This is a genomic window from Alteraurantiacibacter buctensis (assembly GCF_009827655.1).
Classification (GTDB): Bacteria; Pseudomonadota; Alphaproteobacteria; order Sphingomonadales; family Sphingomonadaceae; genus Alteraurantiacibacter; species Alteraurantiacibacter buctensis.
In genome coordinates, this window is record NZ_WTYV01000001.1 from 606968 (window position 1) to 630186 (window position 23219).

A 23219-nucleotide genomic window follows, 5' to 3' on the forward strand; every position below is an offset into this window, starting at 1 on the left:
TGCGCGCCCAAGTCGAGCGAGCCAACCCCTAGACGCCCAGCCGTGCGCGCGGGTTCCCTTCGTCGCGCCAGTCGCCCAGCCGTTCGGCCAGCGCCGCAAGGTCTTGCGGCAACTGGATTTCCAGCGCAACGAACTGGTCGCCCCGGCCGCCGCCCTTCCTGCTGAAGCCCTTGCCCTTCAGCCGCAGCACCTTGCCCGAGCCGGAGCCGGGAGCCACCTTCAGCATCACCGGCCCGTCCACCGTGGGGACCTTGACCGAGGCGCCGTTGACCGCCTCGTCCAGCGTCACCGGCAGGTCCAGGCGGATATCGTCGCCGTCACGGCGGAAGAAGGGGTGGCTGTCTACCTCGATCGTCACCAGCGCATCGCCCGGCCCGCCGGGGCCCGGTTGCCCCTTGCCCTTCAGGCGCATTTGCGTGCCGTCTTCCACGCCTGCGGGCAGGCTGAGGTCAATCGTCTTGCCATCGCCCAGCGTGATCCGCTGCGGGGTGAGGGTGGCGGCGTCGGTGAACGAAACCTTCAGGCGATAGGCGGCATTGGCCCCGCGCTGCGGCGGCGGCGGACCTCTGCGTCCGAAGCCGGCCGAACCACCTCGCGCCCCGGCACGGCCGCCGAACAGGCCTTCGAACAGGTCACCCAGGTCCACATTTTCGCCGCCGAAGCCGCCGAAATCCTGCGGCCCGCCCTGCCTTCCGCCAAAGCCGCCACCGGCGCCAAACGGCATCCGCGGGTTGCCCTCGGCATCGATCTCGCCGCGATCGAACTGGGCGCGCTTGTCCTTGTCGGACAGCAGGTCATAGGCGCGGGTGACCTCGGAAAACCGTTCCGAAGCCTTGGGATTGTCCTTGTTGCGGTCCGGGTGCAGCTCTTTCGCCAGCTTGCGATAGGCCGACTTGATCGCCGCCTCGTCGGCATTGCGGGCAACGCCCAGGGTGGCATAGGGATCGCTCATGGTGTGTTAGTTAGGTAAGGCATCGTGGGCTGGCAAGCGTGACGCGCTTGGGCTAGGCCGATCGCATGAACGACGCCGACAACGCCATCCCCGATACCGACCCCTTCGCCCTGTTCGATGCCTGGTTTGCCGAGGCCTTCGAGAGCGAGCCGAACGATCCCAACGCCATGGCGCTGGCCACGGCCACGCCCGATGCCTTTCCCTCGGTCCGCATGGTGCTGCTGAAGGGGCACGATGCACGCGGTTTCGTGTTCTACACCAATGCGCAGAGCCGCAAGGGCGGGGAAATCCTGGCCAATCCGCGCGCCGCGCTGCTGTTCCACTGGAAGAGCCTGCGCCGCCAGATCCGCATCGAAGGCCCGCTGGCCGAGGTCACCCCGCAAGAGGCCGACACCTATTTCCACTCGCGCCCGCTGAAGTCGCAGATCGGTTCTGCCGCAAGCGACCAGTCGCGCCCGCTCGATACGCGGCAAACCTACCTTGACCGGGTGGAGGCGCTGGCAGCGCAACACACGGTCGAAGTGCCGCGCCCCGCGCACTGGACCGGCTTCCGCCTCGCTCCGCAGGCTATCGAATTCTGGACCGACCGGCCCAACCGCCTGCACGAACGCCGCCGGTTCGAGCGCGCGGCGGACGGCGGCTGGACCAGCAGCCTGCTCTATCCGTGAGCGAGGCCGCCCACCAGCGCGGAGCGCTCAACCGCAGCGCGGCCTATGCCTCGATCGCGATGGCGCTGTTCCTTGTCACCACCAAGCTGTGGGCGGTGATCCAGACCCAGTCCACCGCTATGCTGGGCAGCCTGGCCGATACCGGGCTGGACCTTGTCGCCAGCCTGGCCACGCTGGCCGGCGTATGGATCGCGGCGCAGCCGGCGGATGCGGAGCACCGCTTCGGCCACGGCAAGGCCGAGGCGCTTTCGGCCATGTTCCAGGTGGTGCTGATCTCGCTGTCCGCTGCGGGGCTGGCGTTCCGGGCGGTGATGCAACTGATCGCGGGCGAACAGGTTGCCTCGGCGGACGAGGGCATCCTTGTTTCCGCCGTGGCTTTCGTCGCCACGCTCGTCCTGCTGTGGTGGCAGCGCCGCGTGCTGGCGCGCACCGGCTCGCTCGCCATCGCCACCGATCACCTGCACTACAAGAGCGACCTGGCCCTGAACCTGGCGGTGATCGCCGCGCTGGTGCTCGACCGCTACCTGAACGTCCCGGGGGCCGATCCGTTGTTTGGCCTGGCCATCGCCGGGTGGCTGGGCTGGGGTGCGTGGCGCGCGGCGGGCGAGGCGATCGACCACCTGATGGACCGCGAATGGCCGGAAGAGCGGCGCGCGGCCTTCCTTGAAGTGCTCGCCCGCCATCCGGAACTGCGCGGCGTGCATGACCTGCGCACCCGCACCAGCGGGGCGGACGATTTCGTGCAGTTCCATGCCAGTGTGGATGGACAGATGACCGTGGCCGAAGCCCACCGCCTGATGGACGAACTGGAAGAGCGCATCGAGGCCGAGTTTCCCGGCGTGGAAGTGCTGATCCACCCCGATCCCGATGGCCTGGTGAACGAGGAAGGGACGGCGGCAGAGGAACTGCTGCCCGGCGCGTCTCCTCAGCGTTCGGGGTAAAGCGCCACCAGCTCGCCCAGCGTGTCCAGCATCGCGCGCTGCTGCTCGTCGCTGCCCATGCCCAGCCGCACCACGGTGAGCTTCTGGGCAGGCGAGACGAAGACCACCTGCCCGCCGTGGCCCAGCGCGCCAAAGGCACTGTCGGGCGCCTTGCCTGCCAGCAGGTTGTCGCGATCGGTGCCGGACGGGCGGTTGAGCCACAGTTGCGCGCCGTAATCCGGGGCGCGGGGGCTTTCGCTCTTCATGAAGTCGATCCACCCGCGCGGCACCACCTGCACCCCGCGCGCCGCCCCGCCGCTGCGCAGGAAATCGCCGAAGCGGGCCCAGTCGCGGGCGTTGGCCCACACGGCGCTGCCCGCCAGCATGGTGCCGGCGGCATCGTATTCGGCGCGCATCGTTTGCAGGCCCAACGGCACCACCAGCCGCGCATCGAGGAACTGGGCCACCGCCTGCTGGCGGGCATCGCCATCCCCTTCGGGGGCCAGCAGCCGGGCCATCACGTCACCCAGGATCACGCTGGTGGCGGTGGAATAGCGGAACACCGCGCCCGGCGCATGGTCCAGCGGCTGGGCTTCAGCCCAGGCGGCCATGTCATCGCGCCCGTCGAGGTACATCATCCGCACTTCGGAACTGGCATAGACCGGCTCTGCCCCCTCTTCGTGGCGCAGGCCGCTGCGCATCTGCAGGAGCTGGCGCAGGGTGATCTCGCCGCGCGGATCGCCGGCGCGGCGCCACTGGTCGATCGGGGGTGAATTATCCAGCGCCAGCCGCCCGTCGGCCACCATCATGCCGATGAGGACGGCGGTGACGGTCTTCGACAGCGACCAGCCGATGAAGCGGGTGTCCTCGTCGAACCCCTCGGCATAGCGTTCGGCCACGATCCGCCCGCCGTGCATCACGATCACGGCGCGCGTCTCGCCGATGTCCTCGCGGGAAAACAGTGCGTCAACCGCGCGCGCCAGGTCTTCGCGCGGGACGCCCGGTTCCACGTCCACCGCCTCCAGCGCGCCTTCGGGCAGGGGCGGCAGCTCGGGCGGCCCCGGCTCGCCGCAGCCTGCCAGCAGGGCCAGGCCAATCAGGCTTGGCGTCAGGCGAAGGGCAAGGCTAGGGAAGGTCCGGCGCGTCATGGCGGCGCACTAATCAGGCAGGCGACTTCGAATGGCAACCGCAAAGACCGGCTCCCGCAACGGCCCCTCGCGCCGCCGCACAAGCTGGCTTTCGCTGCTGCTGCTGGCCGTGGCGGTGGTCGGCGCGGCCTACTGGATGTGGCGCGAACCGATCGACGGCTACGCGGTGGCCGGCACCAGCTATGGCGCACACATGATGTGTTCGTGCCGCTATATCGGCGGGCGCGACATGGGCAGTTGCAAGGCCGATTTCGAGCCGGGGATGCAGGCCGTCTTCATCTCCGAGGACGAGGACGAGCGTTCGGTCACCGCCTGGGTGCCGCTGGTGTCCGCGCAGACCGCCCGCTATCGCGAGGGCTATGGCTGCGTTCTGGACGGCTGGAACGATTAGGGCCTAGCCCTGCTCGGTCCCCTCGATCCAGCCGCCGCCCAGCACCCGCTCGCCGTGGTAGAGCACGGCCGCCTGGCCGGGAGCGACGCCGAATTCGGGTGTGGCAAAGCGGATCGTGGTGGCCGCGCCGTCACCCAGCGGGCCCTCCAGCGTAACCGGCACAGGCTTTGCCAGACTGCGGACCTTGGCGGTGATCCCGCCGGAAGGCAGCGGGCCGATGCGGTTGGTCTCGACAAGGTGCGCCGCGCCCACCGCCAGAATGGCCTTGGGGCCCACGCGCACTTCGGCACTGGCAGCGTCCAGCGCCACCACATAGAGCGGCTCGGCCTGGCCGCCGATTTCCAGCCCACGCCGCTGGCCCACGGTGAAGTGGACGATGCCCTGATGCTCGCCCAGCACCGCGCCGGTGGCGGCATGGACGATCCTGCCCGCCCGCGCGCCCTGTGGCCGCAGCTTCTTGACCAGGCCCGCATAGTCGCCATCGGGCACGAAGCAGATGTCCTGGCTGTCGGGCTTGGCGGCGTTACGCAGGCCGAAGGCTTCCGCCAGTGCGCGCACTTCCGGCTTGGGCAGCCCGCCCAGCGGGAAGCGCAGGAAATCGAGCTGCGCCTCGGTGGTGCCATAGAGGAAGTATGACTGGTCGCGTGCCGGATCCAGCGCGCGGTGAAGTTCCGGCCCCTCAGGCCCGGTCACACGGCGGACATAATGGCCCGTCGCCAGGCAAGCGGCCCCCAGTTCGCGCGCCATGCGGAACAGGTCGGTGAACTTAGGCCCCATGTTGCAGCGGATGCAGGGGATGGGGGTGCGGCCGGCCAGGTAATCGTCGGCAAATCGGTCGACCACTTCCTCGCGGAACTGGCTCTCATGGTCGAAGACATAGTGGGCGATGCCCAGCCGATCGGCCACGGCGCGGGCATCGCGGATGTCGTCGCCCGCGCAACAGGCGCCCTTGCGGCCCGTGGCAGCGCCATAGTCGTACAGTTGCAGCGTCACGCCGATCACCTCGGCCCCGCTGGCATGGGCGAGGGCCGCGACCACGCTGCTGTCCACCCCGCCCGACATGGCGACCACGATGCGGCACTGGCCGGCCGGGCGCGGCAGGTCGAACAGCGCTTCGGCGTTAACGGTAATTGCAGGGGCGGGAGCCGTGGTCATCGTGCCCGGCCCATACACGCCGCAGCGCCTTGCGCCAATTGTGCCGCCGCCCCACATGCGCCGACCCCGGGGTAACGGGCGGTTAAGGCGGCCTTTACCGCTTTTTGACGGTTGCAGGCCTATGACCGCGGCATGTTCGAGGGAAAACCACCCCTGACTGCCCCGCAAACGGGGCCGGCGGCCAGCCTGGTCGAGGGCGATTCGCTGCGCGAATTGACCTGGGGCGACCTGCGCCTGCGGCTGGCAGCCGCGCGTGACCTGCGCCTGTCGCTGGCCCGCGAAGCCGTCCGCGAGGCGGCCAGCTTCGATGCCCCCGTGGCCCGCCAGGTGGCAGCGCTGGAGCATGGGCTGGATAATGGCAAAGAGGTCGTTAACCCTAGTGATTTAGCCAATGGCAAAGGGATCGGTGGCACACCGGCTGCGTCGCACGATGGCAGCCTTTATCAGCCCTTGAGGAATTAAATGATCGAGAACCAGAACATCCGACCGGCGCAGGTCATCGGCCCGCTTGGCGAGCCCCTGACGGTGGCCGACCTGCCCCCGCCGTCCACCCGGCGCTGGGTGGTCCGGCGCAAGGCCGAGGTGGTTGCGGCCGTCAATGGCGGCCTGCTGACCATCGACGAGGTGCTCGAACGCTATGATCTGACGCTGGAGGAATTTGCCGGCTGGCAGCGCGCGGTCGACCGCTCGGGCATGCAGGGCCTGCGCGTCACCCGCATCCAGCACTACCGCGACCTGTACGAGCGGCAGCTCAAGTATTGATTGCCGCCGGACGCGATTAATCCCCCGCGTACAGCCACCTACATCTCCGATTCGACTCCCGCACGGTGCCGGCGCATGATCACGCCTGCGCCGTGGGGTGCGTTTGCAGGAACATCCTCGCCTGCGGCACGTTCAGATGGGCAGTGGCGTTCGTCGCCGTTGGCAAGGAGAAATCGAATGGGGTGGATTATCGCAATCATCGTGGGCGGCATCGCCGGCTGGCTGGCCAGCAAGCTGATGAACCGTGACGCATCGATGGGCGTAGTGCTCAACGTGATCGTTGGCTGTATCGGTTCGGTACTGGGCAACCTGCTGCTGGGCCCGCTGCTCGGCGTTGGCGGTTCGGTGCAGGAATTCTCGCTCTCCGGCCTGCTGATCGCCATCGTCGGCGCCGTGGTGCTGCTGGCGATCGTCAACCTGATCCAGCGCGGCCGGGTGCGCTAACCGGCGCCGGTCGTCCCGCTTGGCGGGGCGACTGACAAAATGTTACAATTGGCTGGAAAAGGCCGGAAACCTGCGAGTTTCCGGCCTTTTTTGCGTTTCCGGCCATGCTGCCGGTCGGTGCCGGACGTGTCCCCGCCGATGGTTCGATTGCGGCCCGTGCGACAAGCGTATATGGGCGATACGGCAGAAAAACCGCATATCCTGCGGGCACCACGCGTGCCAAGGCGGGCGGCACAGTCGGGTCAGGACCCGGGCGCGCATGCGGAACAAGGCATGGAACCAGGCAGAAGCGGCGCATGAACTACGAAACGCGACTAGACGTGACGCACGGCATCCCGGCCGGCGAGGACGCGGACATGGACCAGCGCGCCGCGAAGAAGCGCAAGTGGATCGTGGCCGGCGTGCTGGTGCTGGCGGTGATCGCCGCCGCCGTGATGCTGACCCGCGGCGGAGAGCCCGAGCCGTTCACCGGTGCCGAAGCCAGCATCCCCTCGGTCACCGTGATCGTGCCGCGCCAGGGCACCTATGCCGGGGTGATCAACGCCACCGGCACCCTGGCTGCCCGGCGCGAGATGCCGGTGGGCGTGGTGGGCGAAGGCGGGCGCGTGGTCTCGGTTCCGGTGGAGCCGGGTCAGTGGGTCCGTGCAGGCCAGGTGCTGGCCGTGATCGACCGCTCGGTGCAGAGCCAGCAGGCCGCCAGCGCCACGGCGCAGATTGCCGTGGCCCAGGCCGATGCCGACCTGGCCCAGGCCAACCTTGACCGGGCGTTGCAACTGGTTGACCGCGGGTTCATCAGCCGTGCCGACGTGGACCGGCTGACCGCCACCCGCGATGCCGCCGTGGCCCGCGTGCGCGTGGCCCAGGCCCAGGCGGGCGAACGGCAGGCGCGCAATGCCCAGCTCAACATCGTCGCCCCTGCGGCCGGCCTGCTGCTGACCCGCGAGGTCGAACCCGGCCAAGTGGTGGGCGCGGGCTCGGGCGTGCTGTTCTCGATCGCCCGAGGCGGCGAGATGGAACTGCTGGCGCAGATCGGCGAGGCGGAGCTGGGCTCGATCCCCGTGGGCGCGACCGGCCAGGTTACCCCGGCGGGCAGCGACCAGAGCTTCACCTGCCAGGTGTGGCAGAAGAGCCCGGTGATCAACCAGCAGACCCGCCAGGGCACGGCGCGCTGCGCCATGTCCTACAATGCCGCGCTGCGGCCCGGCGGCTTTGCCACGATCGCGCTGGCCGGAGGCACCATGGTCGCCACCCGCCTGCCCGAAAGCGCGGTGATGAACGATGACCAGGGCAGCTATGTCTATGTGGTCGGCGAGGGCAACAAGGTGGAACGCCGCGCGGTGGAACTGGGCATGATCAGCGACGAGGGCATCGTCATCTCCTCGGGCCTGAGCGGCAATGAGCGGGTGGTCGCCCGGGCGGGTGGCTTCCTGACCGTGGGCGAGGAAGTGAAGCCGGTCGTCCAGGGCGCGGGCCAGGGTTCGGGCCAGTAACCGCCGATGGATTTCCGCAACATTTCCGCCTGGTCGATCCGCAACCCGATCGTCCCGCTGCTGGCTTTCCTAGGGCTGATGCTCGCGGGTATCATGGCCTTCCAGCGAATGGACGTGCAGGACCGGCCGGATATCGAGTTTCCGCAGGTCAACGTGCAGATCTCGCAGCCGGGCGCCGCCCCCAGCGAGATCGAGAACCAGATCACCCAGCGGGTGGAATCCGCCGTGCAGACGCTGGACGGGATCGAGAACATCCGCTCGACCGCGTCCGAGGGCAGCTCCAGCACGCAGATCGAATTCGCCCTGGGCACCGACATCGCCGAGGCGGTGAACGAGGTGAAGAGCGCGGTGGACCAGATCCGCGGCGAACTGCCCGATGGCATCCTCGAACCGCGGGTGTTCAAGAACCAGACCAGCAGCCAGCCGATCGTCTACTTCGGCGTTACCGCCGACGACATGACGGTGGAGGAACTGAGCTGGTTCATCGACGACACCATCACCAAGGCCCTGCTGACCGTGCCCGGCCTGGCGGAAGTCAACCGCAGCGGCGGGGTGGATCGGGAAATCCTGGTCATCCTCGACCCGGCGAAGATGCAGGCGCTGGGCGTCACCGCCTCGCAGGTCAACCAGACGCTGCGGCAGACCAACGTGAACGCCGCGGGCGGGCAGGCGGAAATTGCCGGCTCGCGCCAGTCGGTGCGCGTGCTGGGCAATGCCGCCACGGCCTACGAACTGTCGCAGACCCAGGTGTCCATCGGCGGCGGGCGCGCGGTCAAGCTGGCCGATATTGCCACGGTCCGCGATGCCTATGGCGAAATCCGCAGCCAGGCCAAGATCGGCGGCCGCCAGGTGGTGATCTTCGGCATCACCCGCGCGCGCGGCGAAAGCGACGTGACCGTTTATGACGGTGCGGTCGAGGTGCTGGAGCAGTTGCAGGAGGAAAACCCCGGCCTGCACTTCACCCGCCTGTTCACCGAAGTGGACTATACCAAGGCCCAGTACGAAAGCAGCATGGCCGCCATGGTCGAAGGCGCCATCCTGGCGGTGATTGTGGTGTTCCTGTTCCTGCGCGACTGGCGCGCGACAATCATCGCCGCGCTGGCCATCCCGCTGTCGGCCATTCCCACCTTCTATTTCATGGAATGGCTGGGCTTCTCGCTCAACACCATGAGCCTGCTGGCGCTGGGCCTGGTGGCCGGTGTGCTGGTGGACGATGCGATCGTGGAGATCGAGAACATCGTGCGCCACATGCGCATGGGCAAGAGCGCCTACCAGGCATCGATCGACGCGGCTGACGAGATCGGCTTGGCCGTGGTGGCAACCACCTTCTCGATCGTCGCGGTCTTCCTGCCGGTGGGCCTGATGCCGGGCGTTTCGGGCCAGTTCTTCAAGAACTTCGGCCTCACCGTGGTCGCCTCGGTGCTGATGAGCCTTGCCGTGGCCCGCATGATCACGCCGATGGTGGCGGCCTACTTCCTGAAAGCCAAGGGCGAGGCGGCGCACGGCGAAGGCCGCATGATGGACATGTACATGGCGGTGCTGCGCTGGTCGCTGGATGACAGCGGCTTCCGCGCCATGCGCGCGCGCATCGGCAAGACCGGGTCGCGCCTGGCCTTCCACATCGCCGCGCTGGTCACAGGCGCGCTGGTGCTGGCGGCAATGGGCTGGTTCGGTGGTGACAGCGCTGAGGAGGGCGGATGGTCCATCGGCAGCGTACTGGGCACGGCAATCCTCGCCTACCTGATCGGCGGCGTGGTCAACTTCATCCTCGGCCTGATCGCGGGCCGGTTCATCGGCTACGATGCCAATGCCTTTGTTGCCCGCAGCCGCTACCTGGCGGCGCGCTTCCTTGACCATCGATTGTGGATGATGGGCGTGGGTCTGGTTGCCCTGGGCTTCACCGGCTTTGTCATTACCAAGATCCCGCAGCAGTTCTTCCCCAATGCCGACAGCGACTTCGCGATGATCCGCGTGTCGATGGTGCCCGGCACCACGCTGGAGCAGACCGACGAGGTCATCTCCACTATCGCCGCGCGCATGCAGGAAGAGCAGGAAGTCAGCCTGGCGCTGGGCATTGCCAACGAAGGCAGCGGCATGATCCGCATCGTCTTCAAGCCCGACCGCGAGCGGGACAGCCTGACCTTCCAGCGCGAGCTGACCCCCTACCTGCAATCGGTGCCCGATGCCCGGGCCAACTTCCAGGAATCGGGCCCCGGCGCGCAGGGGGGCACCGGCCGTGCGATCTCGATCATGCTGTCCGGCTCTGACCCCGTGGCGCTGGAACAGGCCGCCAATGCGCTGGTCGAACAGATGCAGGGCGTGGAAGGCGCGGTGGGCCCGCGGATCGAGATCGACCTGCAACGCCCCGAACTGATCATCACCCCCAACGAGGACCTGGCCGCCAGCCTGGGCGTGACCACCCAGGCGCTGAGCCAGGCGATCCGCATCGCCACGTTGGGCGATATCGACCAGAACGCCGCCAAGTTCTCGCTGTCGGACCGGCAGATTCCCATCCGCGTGCGCCTGGCCGAGGGTGACCGGCGCAACCTCTCGGTGATCCGCAACCTGCCGGTGCCCACGTCCTCCGGCGGCTCGGTGCCGCTGGAACGCGTGGCCACCATCACCCTGGGCAGCGGCCCGACCAGCATCGAGCGCTACAACCAGAACCGCCGCGTGTTCGTTTCGGCCGACCTTGCCCCCGGCACCGCCAAGGGTGACGTGATGAACGCGATCAACCGCCTGCCGGCAATGGCCGAGCTGCCCACCGGCGTCACCAACACCCCCGTGGGTGAGGACGAGTGGCTGGCCGAGATGATCAACTCGTTCGGCATGGCCCTGCTCACCGCGATCCTGCTGGTGTTCTCGGTGCTGGTGCTGCTCTACCGCCGGCTGGTTTCCCCGCTGGTCAACATGGGCTCGCTGTTCCTCGCCCCGCTGGGCGGCCTGCTGCTGCTGTGGGCGCTGGGCCAGCCGCTCTCGCTGCCGGTGTTCATCGGCATCCTGATGCTGTTCGGCATCGTGGCCAAGAACTCGATCCTGCTGATCGACTTCGCGCTGGAGGAAATGGCCACCGGCGCTTCCAAGCGCGATGCCATCGTGGAAGCCGGCCACAAGCGCGCCCAGCCGATCGTGATGACCACGGTGGCCATGGTGGCGGGCATGGTGCCCACGGCGCTGTCGCTGGCGGGCGATTCCGCCTGGCGGGCGCCGATGGGCACGGTGGTGATCGGCGGCCTGATCCTGTCCACCCTGCTCACCCTGCTGATCGTGCCGGCGGGCTTCAGCCTGGCCGACGGGCTGGAGAAGCGCCTGGGTCCGTGGCTGCGCGACAACCTGCTGTCCTACAAGCCGGGCGATGCCGCCCCCACGGAGCCGGCCCCGGCCGAGTGACGGGGCCTTGCGGATGAGCACGCGGGGATCCCCGGGCGCAAGCCTCGCCGGTTTGGCCCCGGGCCTGCCGCCCGACCGCGGACGCCGCATGCGGATTACCGCCACGCTGCTGCTGGTGGCGATGGCGGGCCTGTTCGGCTTCGCGCTGCATTTCGAGGACAGCCATCCCGCCTGGCCCTGGGTGCTGGCCTTCAGCGAGGCCGCCATGGTGGGCGGCCTGGCCGACTGGTTCGCGGTGACCGCGCTGTTCCGCCACCCGCTGGGCCTGCCGATTCCGCACACTGCGATCATCCCCACCAACAAGGACCGCATCGCCGATTCGATGGCCGGCTTCCTGCGGCAGAATTTCCTCACCCCACTGGTGGTCGCCCGCCGCATGCGCGAGGTGAACGTGGCGCGCGCTGCCGGCGAGTTCCTGGTGCAGCAGCGCGAAGGTGAAGCAGGCCGCTTGCGCGCCGGCGTGATCCAGCTTGCGGTGGACCTGCTGCAATCGCTCGATCCTGACCGGCTGGGCAACCAGGTGAAGGCGGGGCTGGCGCGGCAGATCGAGAAGGTGGAGGTGTCCCCCCTGCTCGGCAAGATGCTGGATGCTGCGATTGCCGACCAGCGCCACCGCCCGCTGGTCGATGGCATGATCCGCTGGACCGGCGAGACGCTGGAAGCCAACGAGGACATGGTCCGCGCCATGATCCAAAACCGCGCCAACGCCGTGCTGCGGTGGACCGGGCTGGACGAGCGGCTGGCCAATTCGGTGCTCGACGGGCTCTACCGCCTGCTGGCCGAAGTGCTGGTCGATCCCGGCCATCCGCTAAGGGGCAAGCTGGAAGCGGGCCTGGCCGGGCTGGCGGCAGACTTGCAGGCCGACCCCGCCATGCGCGCCAAGGTGGAGCAACTGAAGAACGATCTGCTCAGCAACCCCGCCGTGGGCGACTGGTGGATGGGCATCTGGGAACGGCTGCGGCTGGGCCTGATCGACATGGCGCGCGATCCCAATGGCGCGCTGGGCGGCCAGTTCGGCCAGGCGCTGAAGGAACTGGGCGAGACGCTGAAGGCCGATCCGGCGCTGCAATTGCAGATCAACCGGCTGGTCCGCCGCACCGTGGTGGGCATTGCCAGCCGCCACGGCGAACAGATCGTCCGGCTGGTGTCCGAGACCGTGAAGGGCTGGGATGCGCAGACCATCACCACCCGCATCGAACGCGCCGTGGGCCGCGACCTGCAGTTCATCCGCATCAACGGCACGCTGGTGGGCGGGCTGGTGGGCCTGGCCATCCACGCGCTGACGCTGGTGGTCTAGCGCCCCTTTATCGGCGCGGCGGGGGCGGGGTCAGGCCAAAAAGAAAGTCGACGATCCAGTAGCTTGCCATCGGCTGCCCGGCAGCATCCAGTGCGGGCAGGAAGCGTCCGTTCTCCATGATGGCGTTGCACACCCGCTCGTTCTTCGCTGCGTCCAGCGAGACCCACAAGGCGCTGCAGGCCGTGGGCCGGCCTTCGGCGCTCACCATCACGCGGAACGGATTGCGCCCGGCTGACAGCGAAGCGAAATCGCCAAAGCCGATCGCCCCGTCTGGTATCCAGTCGGATGCAGGACCATCGGGAGCGGCGCGGCGGGTCATCGTCTGGTGCCTTTCCCAGTCAAGGCCCCAGGTGCGCAACAGGTCATCCTGGCAGGCCTGCAACGCGGTGATGGCGGCCCGCAGGCTGCCGGTCTCCAGCCGCACCGGCTGGGTCAGTCCATCGTTGAATTCAATCGCCGTGATGCCGGCAGCATAGGCCTGTTCGGCGGCGCGGTCATAGACCGGCTGCGGCGTGCCGGGCGCTGGCGGCGTCGTTCCCGCAGCGGGCGGGGCGGCCAGCAGCACATTGCCAAGGTTGTAGTAGTGCTGACCCCCGCCCATTTCGGCGGTGATATAGCGTGCCGAACGATGCTCGCCCGATGGCTGGAAGGTGAAGCCCAGCTCCTCAGCCGTGCGGTAGAAGCTCAATGCATCGGTCACCAGCACCACGCGCACCAGCGGATCGGCCCGGTTGCGCTCCAGCGCCAGGGCGATCTGCCGGCCGCCATTGGTGAATACACGGGCGATGCGGCATTCCTCGTCCGCCGCCTCAAGCTGCCATTGGCCGGTGCGCGTGAACACCGTTGGCACGGCATCCTGCGCCATGGCGGGCTTGGTGCTGGCAGCCAGCATCATGCTGGCGCAGGCCAGCGCGGTCAGTGTGCGGATCATGGCTCTCCCCCGTGTTTCCCCACGGGCAAGCTATCCGCCAACCGGACAAAATCAATCAGGCAATTTGTAACAAGTGTCGCGCGGCGGACAGCAAAAGGGCCGCGCCGGATTGCTCCCGCGCGGCCCCTTCTGTTTTCCGGCGCTGCAGTCTCAGGCGGCCTTCTTCACCTCGGCCACGATCTTCTGCGCGGCATCGCCCAGGTCGTCCGCCGGCACGATGGCGAGGCCCGAGTTGGCGAGGATCGCCTTGCCGGCGTCCACGTTGGTGCCTTCCAGGCGCACCACCAGCGGCACGGACAGGTTCACTTCCTTGGCCGCCGCGACAATGCCTTCCGCGATGGTGTCGCAGCGCATGATGCCGCCGAAGATGTTGACCAGGATGCCCTTCACGGCCGGATCGCTGAGGATGATCTTGAAGGCCGCGGTCACCTTTTCCTTGTTGGCGCCGCCGCCCACATCCAGGAAGTTGGCCGGGAACATGCCGTTCAGCTTGATGATGTCCATCGTCGCCATGGCGAGCCCTGCGCCGTTGACCATGCAGCCGATGTCGCCATCCAGCTTGATGTAGGCCAGGTCGTACTTGGAGGCTTCCACCTCCATCGGGTCTTCCTCGGTCTCGTCGCGCAGCGCTTCCACGTCCTTGTGGCGGAACATGGCATTGCTATCGAAGCTCATCTTGGTGTCGAGCACCAGCAGGCGGCCATCCTTGGTTTCCACCAGCGGGTTGATCTCCAGCATGGCGCAATCGAGGCTGGTGAAGGCGGTGTAGAGCTGGGCGGCCAGCTTCTGCGCCTGCTTGTTCAGCTCACCCGTCAGCTTCAGCGCGAAGGCCACGGCGCGTCCGTGGTGCGGCATGAAGCCGGTGGCGGGATCGATGGTAATGGTGGTGATCTTCTCCGGCGTGTCGTGCGCCACGGTCTCGATGTCCATGCCGCCTTCGGTGGAGACGATCATGGCCACGCGGCCCGATGCGCGGTCAACCACCATCGACAGGTAGTATTCGGCGGCGATATCCACCCCGTCGGTGATGTACAGGCGGTTGACCTGCTTGCCGGCCTCACCCGTCTGCACGGTGACCAGAGTGTTGCCCAGCATCTCGCGGGCGTTGCTTTCCACCTCGTCCAGCGAGAAGGCCAGCCGCACGCCGCCCTTGGCATCGGGGCCAAGTTCCTTGAACTTGCCCTTGCCGCGCCCGCCGGCGTGGATCTGTGCCTTCACCACGTAAAGCGGCCCCGGCAGCGTCTTGGCGGCGGCAACCGCTTCCTCCACCGTCAGCGCGGCAACGCCTGCGGGGATGCCGATGCCGAACTTGGCCAGCAGTTCCTTGCCCTGGTATTCGTGGATGTTCATGTGGAGGTGACCTTCGGGAGAGAGAGTTGAGAGTCGCTGCGGCCTAAAGCACTAACGCGTCGCGCTTGCAATGCGGGAACCGCCATCCCAAGTTGCCCAGCGATGATCGACCGCTTTCGCCTGAGGGATATCTGCGTGGAGGCAGGCCAGATTGCCCGCCGCATGTGGCCGGGTGACGGGCACCGGGTGAAAAGCTGGGACAAAGGCGATGCCAGCCCGGTCAGCGCGGCAGACCTGGCGGTTGACACCTTCCTGAAAGCAGAATTGGGCCGCCTGCTCCCTTCCGCAGGCTGGCTTAGCGAGGAAACGGCGGACGACCCCGCGCGGCTGGAGCGCGGCCTGATCTGGGTCGTCGATCCGATCGACGGGACGCGCGATTTCATCCGCGGGCGCACCGGCTGGGCGGTTTCCGTGGCGCTGGTCAGCTCCGGGCGGCCGCTACTGGGCCTGCTGGTGGCACCGGCGCGGGGCGAGGTATGGACTGCCACGGCAGGCGCGGGCGCGCGGCTCAACGGGGTGGACATCAGCGCCAGCAAGCGCCGCTATTTCCCCGGCGCGCGGGTGCCGGCCGACAGCCTGCCGCGCGAGGACCATGACCTGACGGTGGTGGACAAGCCCAACTCGATCGCGCTCAGGATCGCCATGGTGGCCGATGACCGGGCCGACCTGGTGGCCACGCTGCGCTGGGGCTACGAATGGGACGTGGCCGCTGCCGCCCTGATCGCGCGCGAGGCCGGCGCCCAGGTGACCGACGCTTTCGGCCAGCCGCTGGCCTACAACAAGCGCGATCCGCGCGCCTTCGGTCTGCTGGTCAGCGCGCCGGCCATCCACCAGGAGGCGGTCGAGCGCCTCGCACCGCGGGCGAATCTCTTGTCTTGAGTGGCCCCGTCCGGGGCCACATCCTCGGCTGTTCCTTCCGCTTCGCTGCGGGGCACCTGCGGGTGGGCAGTTGCCCTTGCGGTTTGCTGGTCGCAAACCGAACCAGTTGTTGACCGTGAAATGGAAACGGGCCGATCCAGAGGATCGACCCGCAAGCCCGAACGGGCGCCCGCAGCGAAGGCCAGCTTTTGCTGGCCGCTAGCGAGGAAGCGAGGGGCCGGATGGCCCCTCGCCCCAATCAATACGCTGCGCGCACGTCCTGTTCGGTGACGGGCGTGATGCGGATTTCCACGCGGCGGTTCTGCGCGCGGCCCGCTTCGGTGGTGTTGTCGGCCACCGGGTACTGCTCGCCATAGCCGATGCTCTCGATCCGGCTGCGGGCAACCCCGCGCGACACCAGGAAGTTGGTGACGGCTTCGGCGCGGCGGCGCGACAGGTCCAGATTGTAGCTGTCGCTGCCGGTCGAATCGGTATGGCCCATCACGTCGATCAGCGAGTTGGGATACTGGATCATGCTTTCGGCCACACGGCCCAGCACGTCGCGCATCTGCGGGCTGATGGTGGTGGAATCGACGGCGAAGGTCACTTCCGGCAGGTTGACCAGGATGCCATCGCCATTGGGGGTGGTGCCCACGTCCACGCCGGTGCCAGCGGTGGCTTCGTCCAGCTCGCGGATCTGTTCGTCCATGCGATAGCCGACATAGCCGCCGGCAGCCGCACCGATGCCCGCGCCCACGATGCGCGCGGTCTTGCCGCCGATCAGGCCGCCCAACAGGTAGCCAAGGCCCGCGCCGCCCACGCCGCCGATGGCCGTGCGCGAAACGGTGCGTTCGCCGGTGTTGGGATCGGTCACGCAGGCGCTCAGCGAAACGAGCGACACGGCGGCCAAGGCGGAAACGAGAATGCGGGACTTGTTCATGAGGAATTCCTCTCGTGCGAAACGGTGCGACCCGGGGTTGTTCAGCTTTGTAACGCCCCTGATGGCTGCGCGTTCCTGAACGAAACCGCAATAGCCTTCGACAGGCGCGGCAAATCTGCTAGCAGTGGCGGCCCCATGGACCCATTCCCCTGGCATTACGCGGCGGCGCTGGCTGCCCTCATCGTCCTCAACGGCGTGTTCTCGATGTCGGAGCTGGCGATCGTGTCGGCCCGCCCGGCGCAGTTGCGCGTGGCGGCACAGAACGGCAGCGGCAGCGCACAGATTGCCCTGAAGCTGGCGGAGGAGCCGGGCAAGTTCCTCTCCACTGTGCAGATCGGCATTACCCTGATCGGTATCATCGCCGGTGCGGTATCGGGTGCCACGCTGGGCGAGCCGATGGGCCAGCGGCTGGCCGCCTGGGGCGTAAAGCCGGATCTGGCGGACAACCTGGGCTTCGTGATCATGATCGGGCTGACCACCTATTTCAGCCTGGTGGTGGGGGAACTGGTGCCCAAGCAACTGGCCCTGCGCGCCGCCGTGCCGATTGCGCTGGTGATGGCGCGACCCATGGCCATGCTGGCGCGGGTGGCAGCCCCCTTCGTCTGGCTGCTGGATACCAGTTCCAGCGCGATCATGCGGGCCATCGGCGTGCGCCACAAGGGCGAGCACGGGATGACGGCGGAAGAGCTGCACATGGTGTTTGCCGATGCCACCCGCAGCGGCGTGATTGCCGAGCAGGAGCGCGACATGCTCTCAGGGATCATGCGGCTGGCCGACAAGCCGGTGCGCGAACTGATGACCCCGCGCACCGAGCTCGACTGGATCGACGCCGAGGAGGGCGATGAGGCCATGTGGCAGGTGATCGGGGAAACGCCGCACTCGCTGCTGCCGGTGGCCGATGGCTCGCCCGACAGGGTGCTGGGCGTGGTCAAGGTGCGTGATATCCTGGCCTGCAAGCTGGCCGGGCGGCCGGTGGTGCTGGCCGAGCTGGTGAAGAAGGCCGAGGTGGTGCCCGACCAGCTCGACGCGATGGATGCCCTGCGTCTGCTGCAGCAATCGGGCACCTCCATGGCGATGGTGCATGACGAATACGGCCACCTCGATGGCGTGGTGACCACGGCCGACATCCTGCAGGCCATCGCCGGCGGCTTTGCCAGCCACAAGGACGATGACGACGAGCCGATGGTGGTGCGTCGCGAAGATGGCAGCCTGCTGGTGGCCGGCGGCCTGCCGGCCGACGAACTGGCCGAATGCCTGGAAATCATCCTGCCCGAACAGCGCGAATTCGCGACGGCAGCGGGCTTTGTCCTCTACCAGATGAAGAAGCTGCCCGGTGAGGGCGAATCGTTCGAGGAACAGGGCTGGCGGTTCGAGGTGGTCGACCTTGATGGGCGGCGGATCGATAAATTGCTGATCAGCAAGGTATCCTGAGTTTCGAAGGCCCATCCGGGCCTTCGTCCTCGGTGCTGTCCGCTCCGCTTCGCTGCGCGGCACCTGCGGGCGCGTGGTTGCGCTTGCGGGCCTGCAGCCCGATCACATGCGGTCAGCGAATGTCGTGCTGATCCCGCCTTGCCGTGCAGCGCTGTCCGGGCTGCGACCAGCAGCCCGCAAGGCCGACAGGCCGCCCGCAGCGGGGGCAGCTTGCCTGCCCGCTTAGCGAGGACGAAGGGCCGGATGGCCCTTCGCAAAAAATCAGATGACGGCTCTTGCCGCCTGCCCGTCACCTTCCGGTGCGGCCAGGATGGTGCGCGTGGTGGTGCCCTTGTTCACCGTATAGGTGCCCGGATCGCCCACGGTGGAGCGGATCGAGACTTCCGCCGTGCCGGCGCGGTTCAGGGTGTTGGTTTCCACGGCGGAACGGCTCTGCGGCGGGAACAGTGCGTCCAGCGCCTGTTGCGAGGCCGACGAATCGCTGGGGCGCGGCGCGCCGGGGGCCGGGGGGACCAGCGCGAAATCGGGCGGCACCACCAGCGGCGCCTGGCGCTGCACGGCAAACTCGTCCGGCGAATCGCGGTTGGCGATCAGGCCGCTGGAGCAGGCGGGCAGCAGGGCCAGCAGGCCGGTGGCAAGGATGGCGGTGGTCGAAATGCGCATGCGGTCAATCTCCGGCAGCGGTCTCGCCGCCTTTTGGTTCGTCCTGCTCTTTGGCCGGTTTCTCGCCGATGAACAAGGCACGGGCAAGGAGAATCACCACGCCGATCGTGATGGCGGCATCGGCCAGGTTGAAGATCAGGAAGGGGCGGAAGTCGCCGATATGGAAATCGGCAAAGTCGACCACGTAGCCATACTGGTAGCGGTCGACGATATTGCCCAGAGCCCCGCCCAGGATCATGCCCAGCGATGCCAGGTCCCAGCGGTTCACCTCGCGCAGGATCCACACGGCGATGCCGCAGGCCACCAGCCCGGTTATCAGGACCAGGCCCCAGCGCATCTCGATGCTGGTCGCCTCGAACATGCCCAGCGAGATGCCGAAGTTGTTGGTGCGGGTGAAATCGAAGAACGGCAGCACCGGATAGTGGTCGCCCACCCGCTTCAGCCCCAGCGTGTTGACCACGAAGTCCTTGCTCCACTGGTCGGCTACGAACAGCACCAGCGCCAGGGCGAAGGCGGCCAGCCGGTCGCGGGTGAAGGCCATGCCCATCATGCTTCGGCGTCCAGCTTGGTCACGACATCGTCGCACCGGGCGCACAGGTCGCCATCCTCGGCCACTTCGGGCAGGTGGCGCCAGCAGCGGCCGCACTTGTGGTGCTCAGTGCGGCTGATGCCGGGTCCATCAGTCGTCTTCACGAAGGCCACTGGACCAGAAATGAAAATCTCTGCGAGGAAATCCGGTCCAAGATCTCGATACTCGCGGAGAACGCCATCGATATCCGAGACTGTGACCTCGGCTTCCAAACTGGACCGAACAGTTTTCTCTCTACGCAGGGGTTCAATCGCTTCGGTCACTTGGGTTCGAAGCTCGCGAAGCGCATTCCAACGAGAGGCGTCTGTTTCGACTGCCGGCACCACCGGCCACTCCAGCAGGTGCACGCTGCCGCTTGTCGGATAGCGGCTCGCCCACACCTCTTCGCTGGTGAACACAAGAACCGGCGCGGCGTAGCGGATCAGGGCGTGGAACATGGTATCCAGCACCGTGCGATAGGCGCGGCGCTTCGGGTCTGCCGGATGGTCGCAGTAGAGGCAGTCCTTGCGGATATCGAAGAAGAAGGCGCTCAGGTCCTCGTTGCAGAAATCGATCAGGCTGCGGGTATAGGTGTTGAAATCGAAAGCATCGACCGCCGCGCGCATCTTGCCGTCCAGCTCCCCCAGTAGCGCCAGCATGTAGCGCTCCAGCTCGGGCATCTGGTCCACCGGCAGGGCTTCCGCCTCGGTGTAGCCATCCAGCGCGCCCAGCAGGTAGCGGAAGGTGTTGCGCAGCTTGCGGTACTGGTCGGCCACGCCCTTCAGGATTTCCGGGCCGATCCGGTGATCCTCGGTATAGTCGACCGAAAGTGCCCACAGGCGGATGATGTCCGCGCCGTAATCGCGCATCACGTCCAGCGGGCTGACCGTGTTGCCGAGCGACTTGGACATCTTCATGCCCTTGGCGTCCATGGTGAAGCCGTGGGTCAGCACCGCCTTGTAGGGCGCGCGGCCGCGGGTGGCGCAGGATTCCAGCAAGGACGACTGGAACCAGCCGCGATGCTGGTCGGAACCCTCAAGGTAGAGGTCCGCCGGTGATTGCAGTTCGGGCCACACGCCCGATTCCAGCACGAAGGCGTGGGTGCTGCCCGAATCGAACCACACGTCGAGAATGTCGACCACGCGCTCGTAGTCGTCCACGTTGTAATCCGGCCCCAGCAGGGCAGGCGCGGCCTCGTCGCTCCAGGCATCTACGCCCTTTTCGCGCACGGCGGCAATGATGCGGGCGTTCACTTCGGGATCGACCAGGTATTCGCCGGTCTTGCGGTCCACGAACAGCGTGATCGGCACGCCCCAGGCGCGCTGGCGGCTCAGCACCCAGTCCGGGCGACCCTCCACCATGCTGCCGATGCGGTTGCGGCCCTTTTCCGGCACGAAGCGCGTATCGGCGATGGCCTTGATCGCGGTTTCACGCAGGGTGGCCGTCTTGCTCGCCGAAACCGCCAGCGCCACGGCGCCGCCGATCCCGCCCAGCGGGGCGACGGGATAGTCGAACGGGGCCACCGGCTTGTCCATCGGTACGAACCACTGCGGGGTGCAGCGGTAGATCACCTTGGCTTTCGAGCGCCACGAATGTGGATAGCTGTGTTGATAGTCTGTGGACGCGGCCAGCAAGGCTCCAGCTTCCTTCAGGTCCGAACAGATCGGCCCGTCGGGCGCGTTGAACTTGGGGTTGATGACCGACATGTTGCGCGCATCGGTGCGCGGCAGCCACAGCCAGTCCTCGCGATAACGGCCATCGGCCTCGACCACGAACTTGGGGTTGATGCCATGCGCCTTGCACAGGGCAAAGTCGTCCTCGCCATGATCGGGCGCCATGTGGACAAGGCCCGTGCCGCTGTCGGTGGTGACGAAATCGCCGGGCAGCAGCGGGCGCGGCTCGGCGTAGAACCCGCCGAGATGGTGCATCGGGTGGCGGCAGATCGTGCCGGCGAGAGTTTCCCCCACGAAGAAGTCCACCGTGGCATAATTCTGGTTCGGGTTTCCCTGTCCGCGAATGCGCGATCGGAAGCTGTCGTAAAGTTCGGTTGCCACCAGGTATCGCTGCCCGGTAGGCTCAGCGAACTCGTCGAGTGCTTCGATCAGAATGTAGTCAACCTCAGGCCCATAAGCCAAAGCCTGGTTCACGGGGATCGTCCACGGCGTGGTGGTCCAGATCACCGCGTGCGCGCCCACCAGTTCCGCAATCGGCGATTCCACGATCTCGAACGTCACGTCGATCTGGGTCGAGGTGATGTCCTCGTATTCCACCTCGGCTTCAGCCAGCGCGGTCTTCTCCACCGGCGACCACATCACCGGCTTGGCCCCGCGATAAAGCTGGCCGGTTTCGGCGAACTTCAGCAGTTCGGCCACGATCGCCGCCTCGGCCTCGGGGGCCATGGTCAGGTAGGGCTGGTCCCACTTGCCGGAAATGCCCAGCCGCTGGAACTGCGCCTTCTGCACCTCCACCCACTGCGCGGCATAGGCGCGGCATTCGGCGCGGAATTCCTCGGCGGGGACCTCGTCCTTGTTGAGCTTCTTCTTGCGGTAGGCTTCCTCCACCTTCCACTCGATCGGCAGGCCGTGGCAATCCCAACCGGGTACATAGGGTGCGTCCTTGCCCAGCAGCGTCTGGCTGCGGACCACGGCATCCTTCAGCACCTTGTTCAGCGCGTGGCCGATGTGGATGTCGCCATTGGCATAAGGCGGGCCATCGTGGAGGATGAATTTCTCGCGGCCGCTGCGGGCTTCGCGCAACTGGGCATAGAGGTCCGCCTCCTGCCAGCGGGCCAGGATGTGCGGTTCCTTTTCGGGCAGGCCGGCCTTCATCGGAAAGTCGGTCTGCGGCAGGAACACCGTGTCTCTGTAATCACGATTTTCAGTCATCGCCGCGGGCCTTAGCCGTGGGGGCGGCTTCGCGCAATTTTCTTGGTTCAGCCGAGCAGCGCCCGCGCCTTCACGCAGTCCGCCTCCATCTGCGCCACCAGCGTGGGCAGGTCGGCAAACTTCGCCTCGGGCCGCAGGAAGTGGCGCAGTTCCACCTCGATTGCCCGCCCGTAGAGGTCACCCGCAAAGTCGAAGAAGAACGGCTCCAGCAGTTCCTTGGGCGGATCGAAGGTGGGGCGAATGCCCAGGTTGGCCGCCCCGTGCAACGGCTCGCCGGTCGCCAACACGCGGCCGCTGACAGCGTAGATGCCATAGCGGGGGCGCAGGTAGGTGCCCATGTCGAGGTTGGCCGTGGGATAGCCGATGGTCCGCCCGCGCTTGTCGCCGTGAATCACTTCGCCGCGAATGGCGAAGGGGCGGGTGAGCAGGGCTGCGGCCCCCTCGCAGTCGCCCGCCTTCAGCAGGACCCGGATGCGGCTGGAGGAGACGGTCTGCTCGTCCACCTTCACCGGCCCCACGGCGCGGGCGGCCATGCCGTGCTGCGCGCCAATGTCGCGCAGCACCTGCACGTTGCCGCCGCGCCGCGCGCCGAAACTGAAATCCTCGCCCGTCACCACGCCGCCCGCGCCAATATGGCGGCAGAGGAGATCGGCCACGAAGCTGTCCGCACTCATGCTGGCAAGGTCGCCATCGAAGTGGAACACCAGCATGGCATCGGCGCCCGCCGCAGCGAACAGTTCCTGCCGCTGGTCCAGCGTGGTCAGGCGGAAGGGCGGCACGTGCGGGGCGAAGTGGCGCACGGGGTGGGGGTCAAAGGTGGCAACGATGGCGGGGCGGCCCTCGGCCCTGGCCCAGTTCACCGCTTCGGCCACCACGGCCTGGTGGCCCAGGTGGAAGCCATCGAAATTGCCCAGCGCCAGCACCGCGCCGCGCAGGTGCTCGGGAACCTGATCGCGATGGTCGATACGGATCATGG

Annotated in this window: 21 protein-coding genes; 11 read left to right on the top strand and 10 right to left on the bottom strand. The window is 67.4% G+C overall.

All coding sequences use genetic code 11. The annotated features are described in order from the left end of the window. Nucleotides 1-28: 28 nt before the first annotated feature. Nucleotides 29-952 (bottom strand): DnaJ C-terminal domain-containing protein, encoded by a 924-nt coding sequence (locus tag GRI99_RS02875; protein WP_160770478.1) that lies wholly within the window; start codon nt 950-952, stop codon nt 29-31. Between the two features lie 65 nt (nt 953-1017). Here GRI99_RS02875 and pdxH point away from each other — a divergent pair, with 65 nt between their 5' ends. Together pdxH and GRI99_RS02885 are read left to right on the top strand one after the other, a co-directional pair. Next, the gene (pdxH, locus tag GRI99_RS02880; protein ID WP_160770479.1) at nt 1018-1620 is read left to right on the top strand and encodes a pyridoxamine 5'-phosphate oxidase; all 603 of its coding nucleotides are present in this window, start codon (nt 1018-1020) and stop codon (nt 1618-1620) included. After that, the gene (locus GRI99_RS02885) at nt 1617-2561 is read left to right on the top strand and encodes a cation diffusion facilitator family transporter (protein ID WP_337192837.1); all 945 of its coding nucleotides are present in this window, start codon (nt 1617-1619) and stop codon (nt 2559-2561) included. Before pdxH ends, GRI99_RS02885 begins: the two co-directional genes overlap by 4 nt. Here GRI99_RS02885 and GRI99_RS02890 read toward each other — a convergent pair. Beyond that, the gene (locus GRI99_RS02890) at nt 2546-3688 is read right to left on the bottom strand and encodes a serine hydrolase domain-containing protein (RefSeq protein WP_160770480.1); all 1143 of its coding nucleotides are present in this window, start codon (nt 3686-3688) and stop codon (nt 2546-2548) included. The two genes, GRI99_RS02885 and GRI99_RS02890, sit on opposite strands and share 16 nt — an antisense overlap. Before the next feature lie 31 nt (nt 3689-3719). Between GRI99_RS02890 and GRI99_RS02895 the strand changes: the two genes are divergently transcribed. Further along, complete coding sequence (locus GRI99_RS02895) at nt 3720-4079, top strand: hypothetical protein (protein ID WP_160770481.1); 360 nt, start codon at nt 3720-3722, stop codon at nt 4077-4079. A 3-nt stretch (nt 4080-4082) separates the two neighbouring features. Here the strand turns inward: GRI99_RS02895 and mnmA are convergent, their stop codons facing one another. Beyond that, nucleotides 4083-5234 (bottom strand): tRNA 2-thiouridine(34) synthase MnmA, encoded by a 1152-nt coding sequence (mnmA, locus tag GRI99_RS02900; RefSeq protein ID WP_202392896.1) that lies wholly within the window; start codon nt 5232-5234, stop codon nt 4083-4085. A 132-nt stretch (nt 5235-5366) separates the two neighbouring features. Here mnmA and GRI99_RS02905 point away from each other — a divergent pair, with 132 nt between their 5' ends. The 6 genes from GRI99_RS02905 to GRI99_RS02930 all read left to right on the top strand — a co-directional run bounded on the left by GRI99_RS02905 (nt 5367) and on the right by GRI99_RS02930 (nt 12617). After that, nucleotides 5367-5696 carry a hypothetical protein gene (locus GRI99_RS02905; RefSeq protein ID WP_160770483.1) on the top strand — a complete coding sequence of 110 codons (330 nt, stop codon included), beginning with the start codon at nt 5367-5369 and terminating at the stop codon, nt 5694-5696. Further along, nucleotides 5697-5996: a CtrA inhibitor SciP gene (sciP, locus tag GRI99_RS02910; protein ID WP_160770484.1), complete on the top strand. Its 300-nt coding sequence runs from the start codon at nt 5697-5699 to the stop codon at nt 5994-5996. A gap of 177 nt (nt 5997-6173) precedes the next feature. Then, nucleotides 6174-6440 (top strand): GlsB/YeaQ/YmgE family stress response membrane protein, encoded by a 267-nt coding sequence (locus GRI99_RS02915; protein ID WP_160770485.1) that lies wholly within the window; start codon nt 6174-6176, stop codon nt 6438-6440. 296 nt (nt 6441-6736) lie between these two features. Further along, entirely contained in the window at nt 6737-7930 is a 1194-nt protein-coding gene (locus GRI99_RS02920; protein ID WP_160770486.1) for an efflux RND transporter periplasmic adaptor subunit, read from the top strand. Nucleotides 7931-7936: 6 nt separating this feature from the next. Continuing rightward, nucleotides 7937-11320, top strand: a complete 3384-nt coding sequence (locus GRI99_RS02925) for an efflux RND transporter permease subunit (RefSeq protein WP_160770487.1) — start codon at nt 7937-7939, stop codon at nt 11318-11320. An 88-nt stretch (nt 11321-11408) separates the two neighbouring features. After that, nucleotides 11409-12617, top strand: coding sequence for a DUF445 domain-containing protein (locus GRI99_RS02930; RefSeq protein WP_160770488.1), 1209 nt, complete (start codon nt 11409-11411; stop codon nt 12615-12617). A gap of 7 nt (nt 12618-12624) precedes the next feature. Here the strand turns inward: GRI99_RS02930 and GRI99_RS02935 are convergent, their stop codons facing one another. Together GRI99_RS02935 and sucC are read right to left on the bottom strand one after the other, a co-directional pair. Then, a complete protein-coding gene (locus tag GRI99_RS02935) occupies nt 12625-13548 on the bottom strand; it encodes a hypothetical protein (RefSeq protein WP_160770489.1) in 924 nt (307 codons plus the stop codon). A gap of 150 nt (nt 13549-13698) precedes the next feature. Next, nucleotides 13699-14898: an ADP-forming succinate--CoA ligase subunit beta gene (gene sucC, locus GRI99_RS02940; protein WP_160770490.1), complete on the bottom strand. Its 1200-nt coding sequence runs from the start codon at nt 14896-14898 to the stop codon at nt 13699-13701. Nucleotides 14899-15000: 102 nt separating this feature from the next. Between sucC and GRI99_RS02945 the strand changes: the two genes are divergently transcribed. Next, nucleotides 15001-15777 (top strand): 3'(2'),5'-bisphosphate nucleotidase CysQ, encoded by a 777-nt coding sequence (locus GRI99_RS02945; RefSeq protein ID WP_160770491.1) that lies wholly within the window; start codon nt 15001-15003, stop codon nt 15775-15777. A 238-nt stretch (nt 15778-16015) separates the two neighbouring features. On the opposite strand, the gene GRI99_RS02950 is transcribed toward GRI99_RS02945, so the two are convergent. Beyond that, nucleotides 16016-16696 (bottom strand): YiaD family glycine zipper/OmpA-like lipoprotein, encoded by a 681-nt coding sequence (locus GRI99_RS02950; RefSeq protein WP_160770492.1) that lies wholly within the window; start codon nt 16694-16696, stop codon nt 16016-16018. A 135-nt stretch (nt 16697-16831) separates the two neighbouring features. Between GRI99_RS02950 and GRI99_RS02955 the strand changes: the two genes are divergently transcribed. Next, a complete protein-coding gene (locus tag GRI99_RS02955) occupies nt 16832-18127 on the top strand; it encodes a hemolysin family protein (protein WP_160770493.1) in 1296 nt (431 codons plus the stop codon). A 261-nt stretch (nt 18128-18388) separates the two neighbouring features. On the opposite strand, the gene GRI99_RS02960 is transcribed toward GRI99_RS02955, so the two are convergent. Genes GRI99_RS02960 through GRI99_RS02975 form a run of 4 tightly spaced genes read right to left on the bottom strand, consistent with a single transcriptional unit; the run spans nt 18389 to nt 23217 of the window. Next, nucleotides 18389-18790, bottom strand: coding sequence for a DUF3035 domain-containing protein (locus GRI99_RS02960; protein WP_160770494.1), 402 nt, complete (start codon nt 18788-18790; stop codon nt 18389-18391). Nucleotides 18791-18794: 4 nt separating this feature from the next. Continuing rightward, nucleotides 18795-19340, bottom strand: coding sequence for a signal peptidase II (gene lspA, locus GRI99_RS02965; protein ID WP_337192838.1), 546 nt, complete (start codon nt 19338-19340; stop codon nt 18795-18797). Next, nucleotides 19337-22243 carry an isoleucine--tRNA ligase gene (gene ileS, locus GRI99_RS02970; RefSeq protein ID WP_160770495.1) on the bottom strand — a complete coding sequence of 969 codons (2907 nt, stop codon included), beginning with the start codon at nt 22241-22243 and terminating at the stop codon, nt 19337-19339. The genes lspA and ileS overlap by 4 nt, the downstream gene beginning before the upstream one ends. A 47-nt stretch (nt 22244-22290) precedes the next feature. Beyond that, nucleotides 22291-23217, bottom strand: coding sequence for a bifunctional riboflavin kinase/FAD synthetase (locus tag GRI99_RS02975; protein WP_160770496.1), 927 nt, complete (start codon nt 23215-23217; stop codon nt 22291-22293). Between the last annotated feature and the right edge of the window lie 2 nt (nt 23218-23219).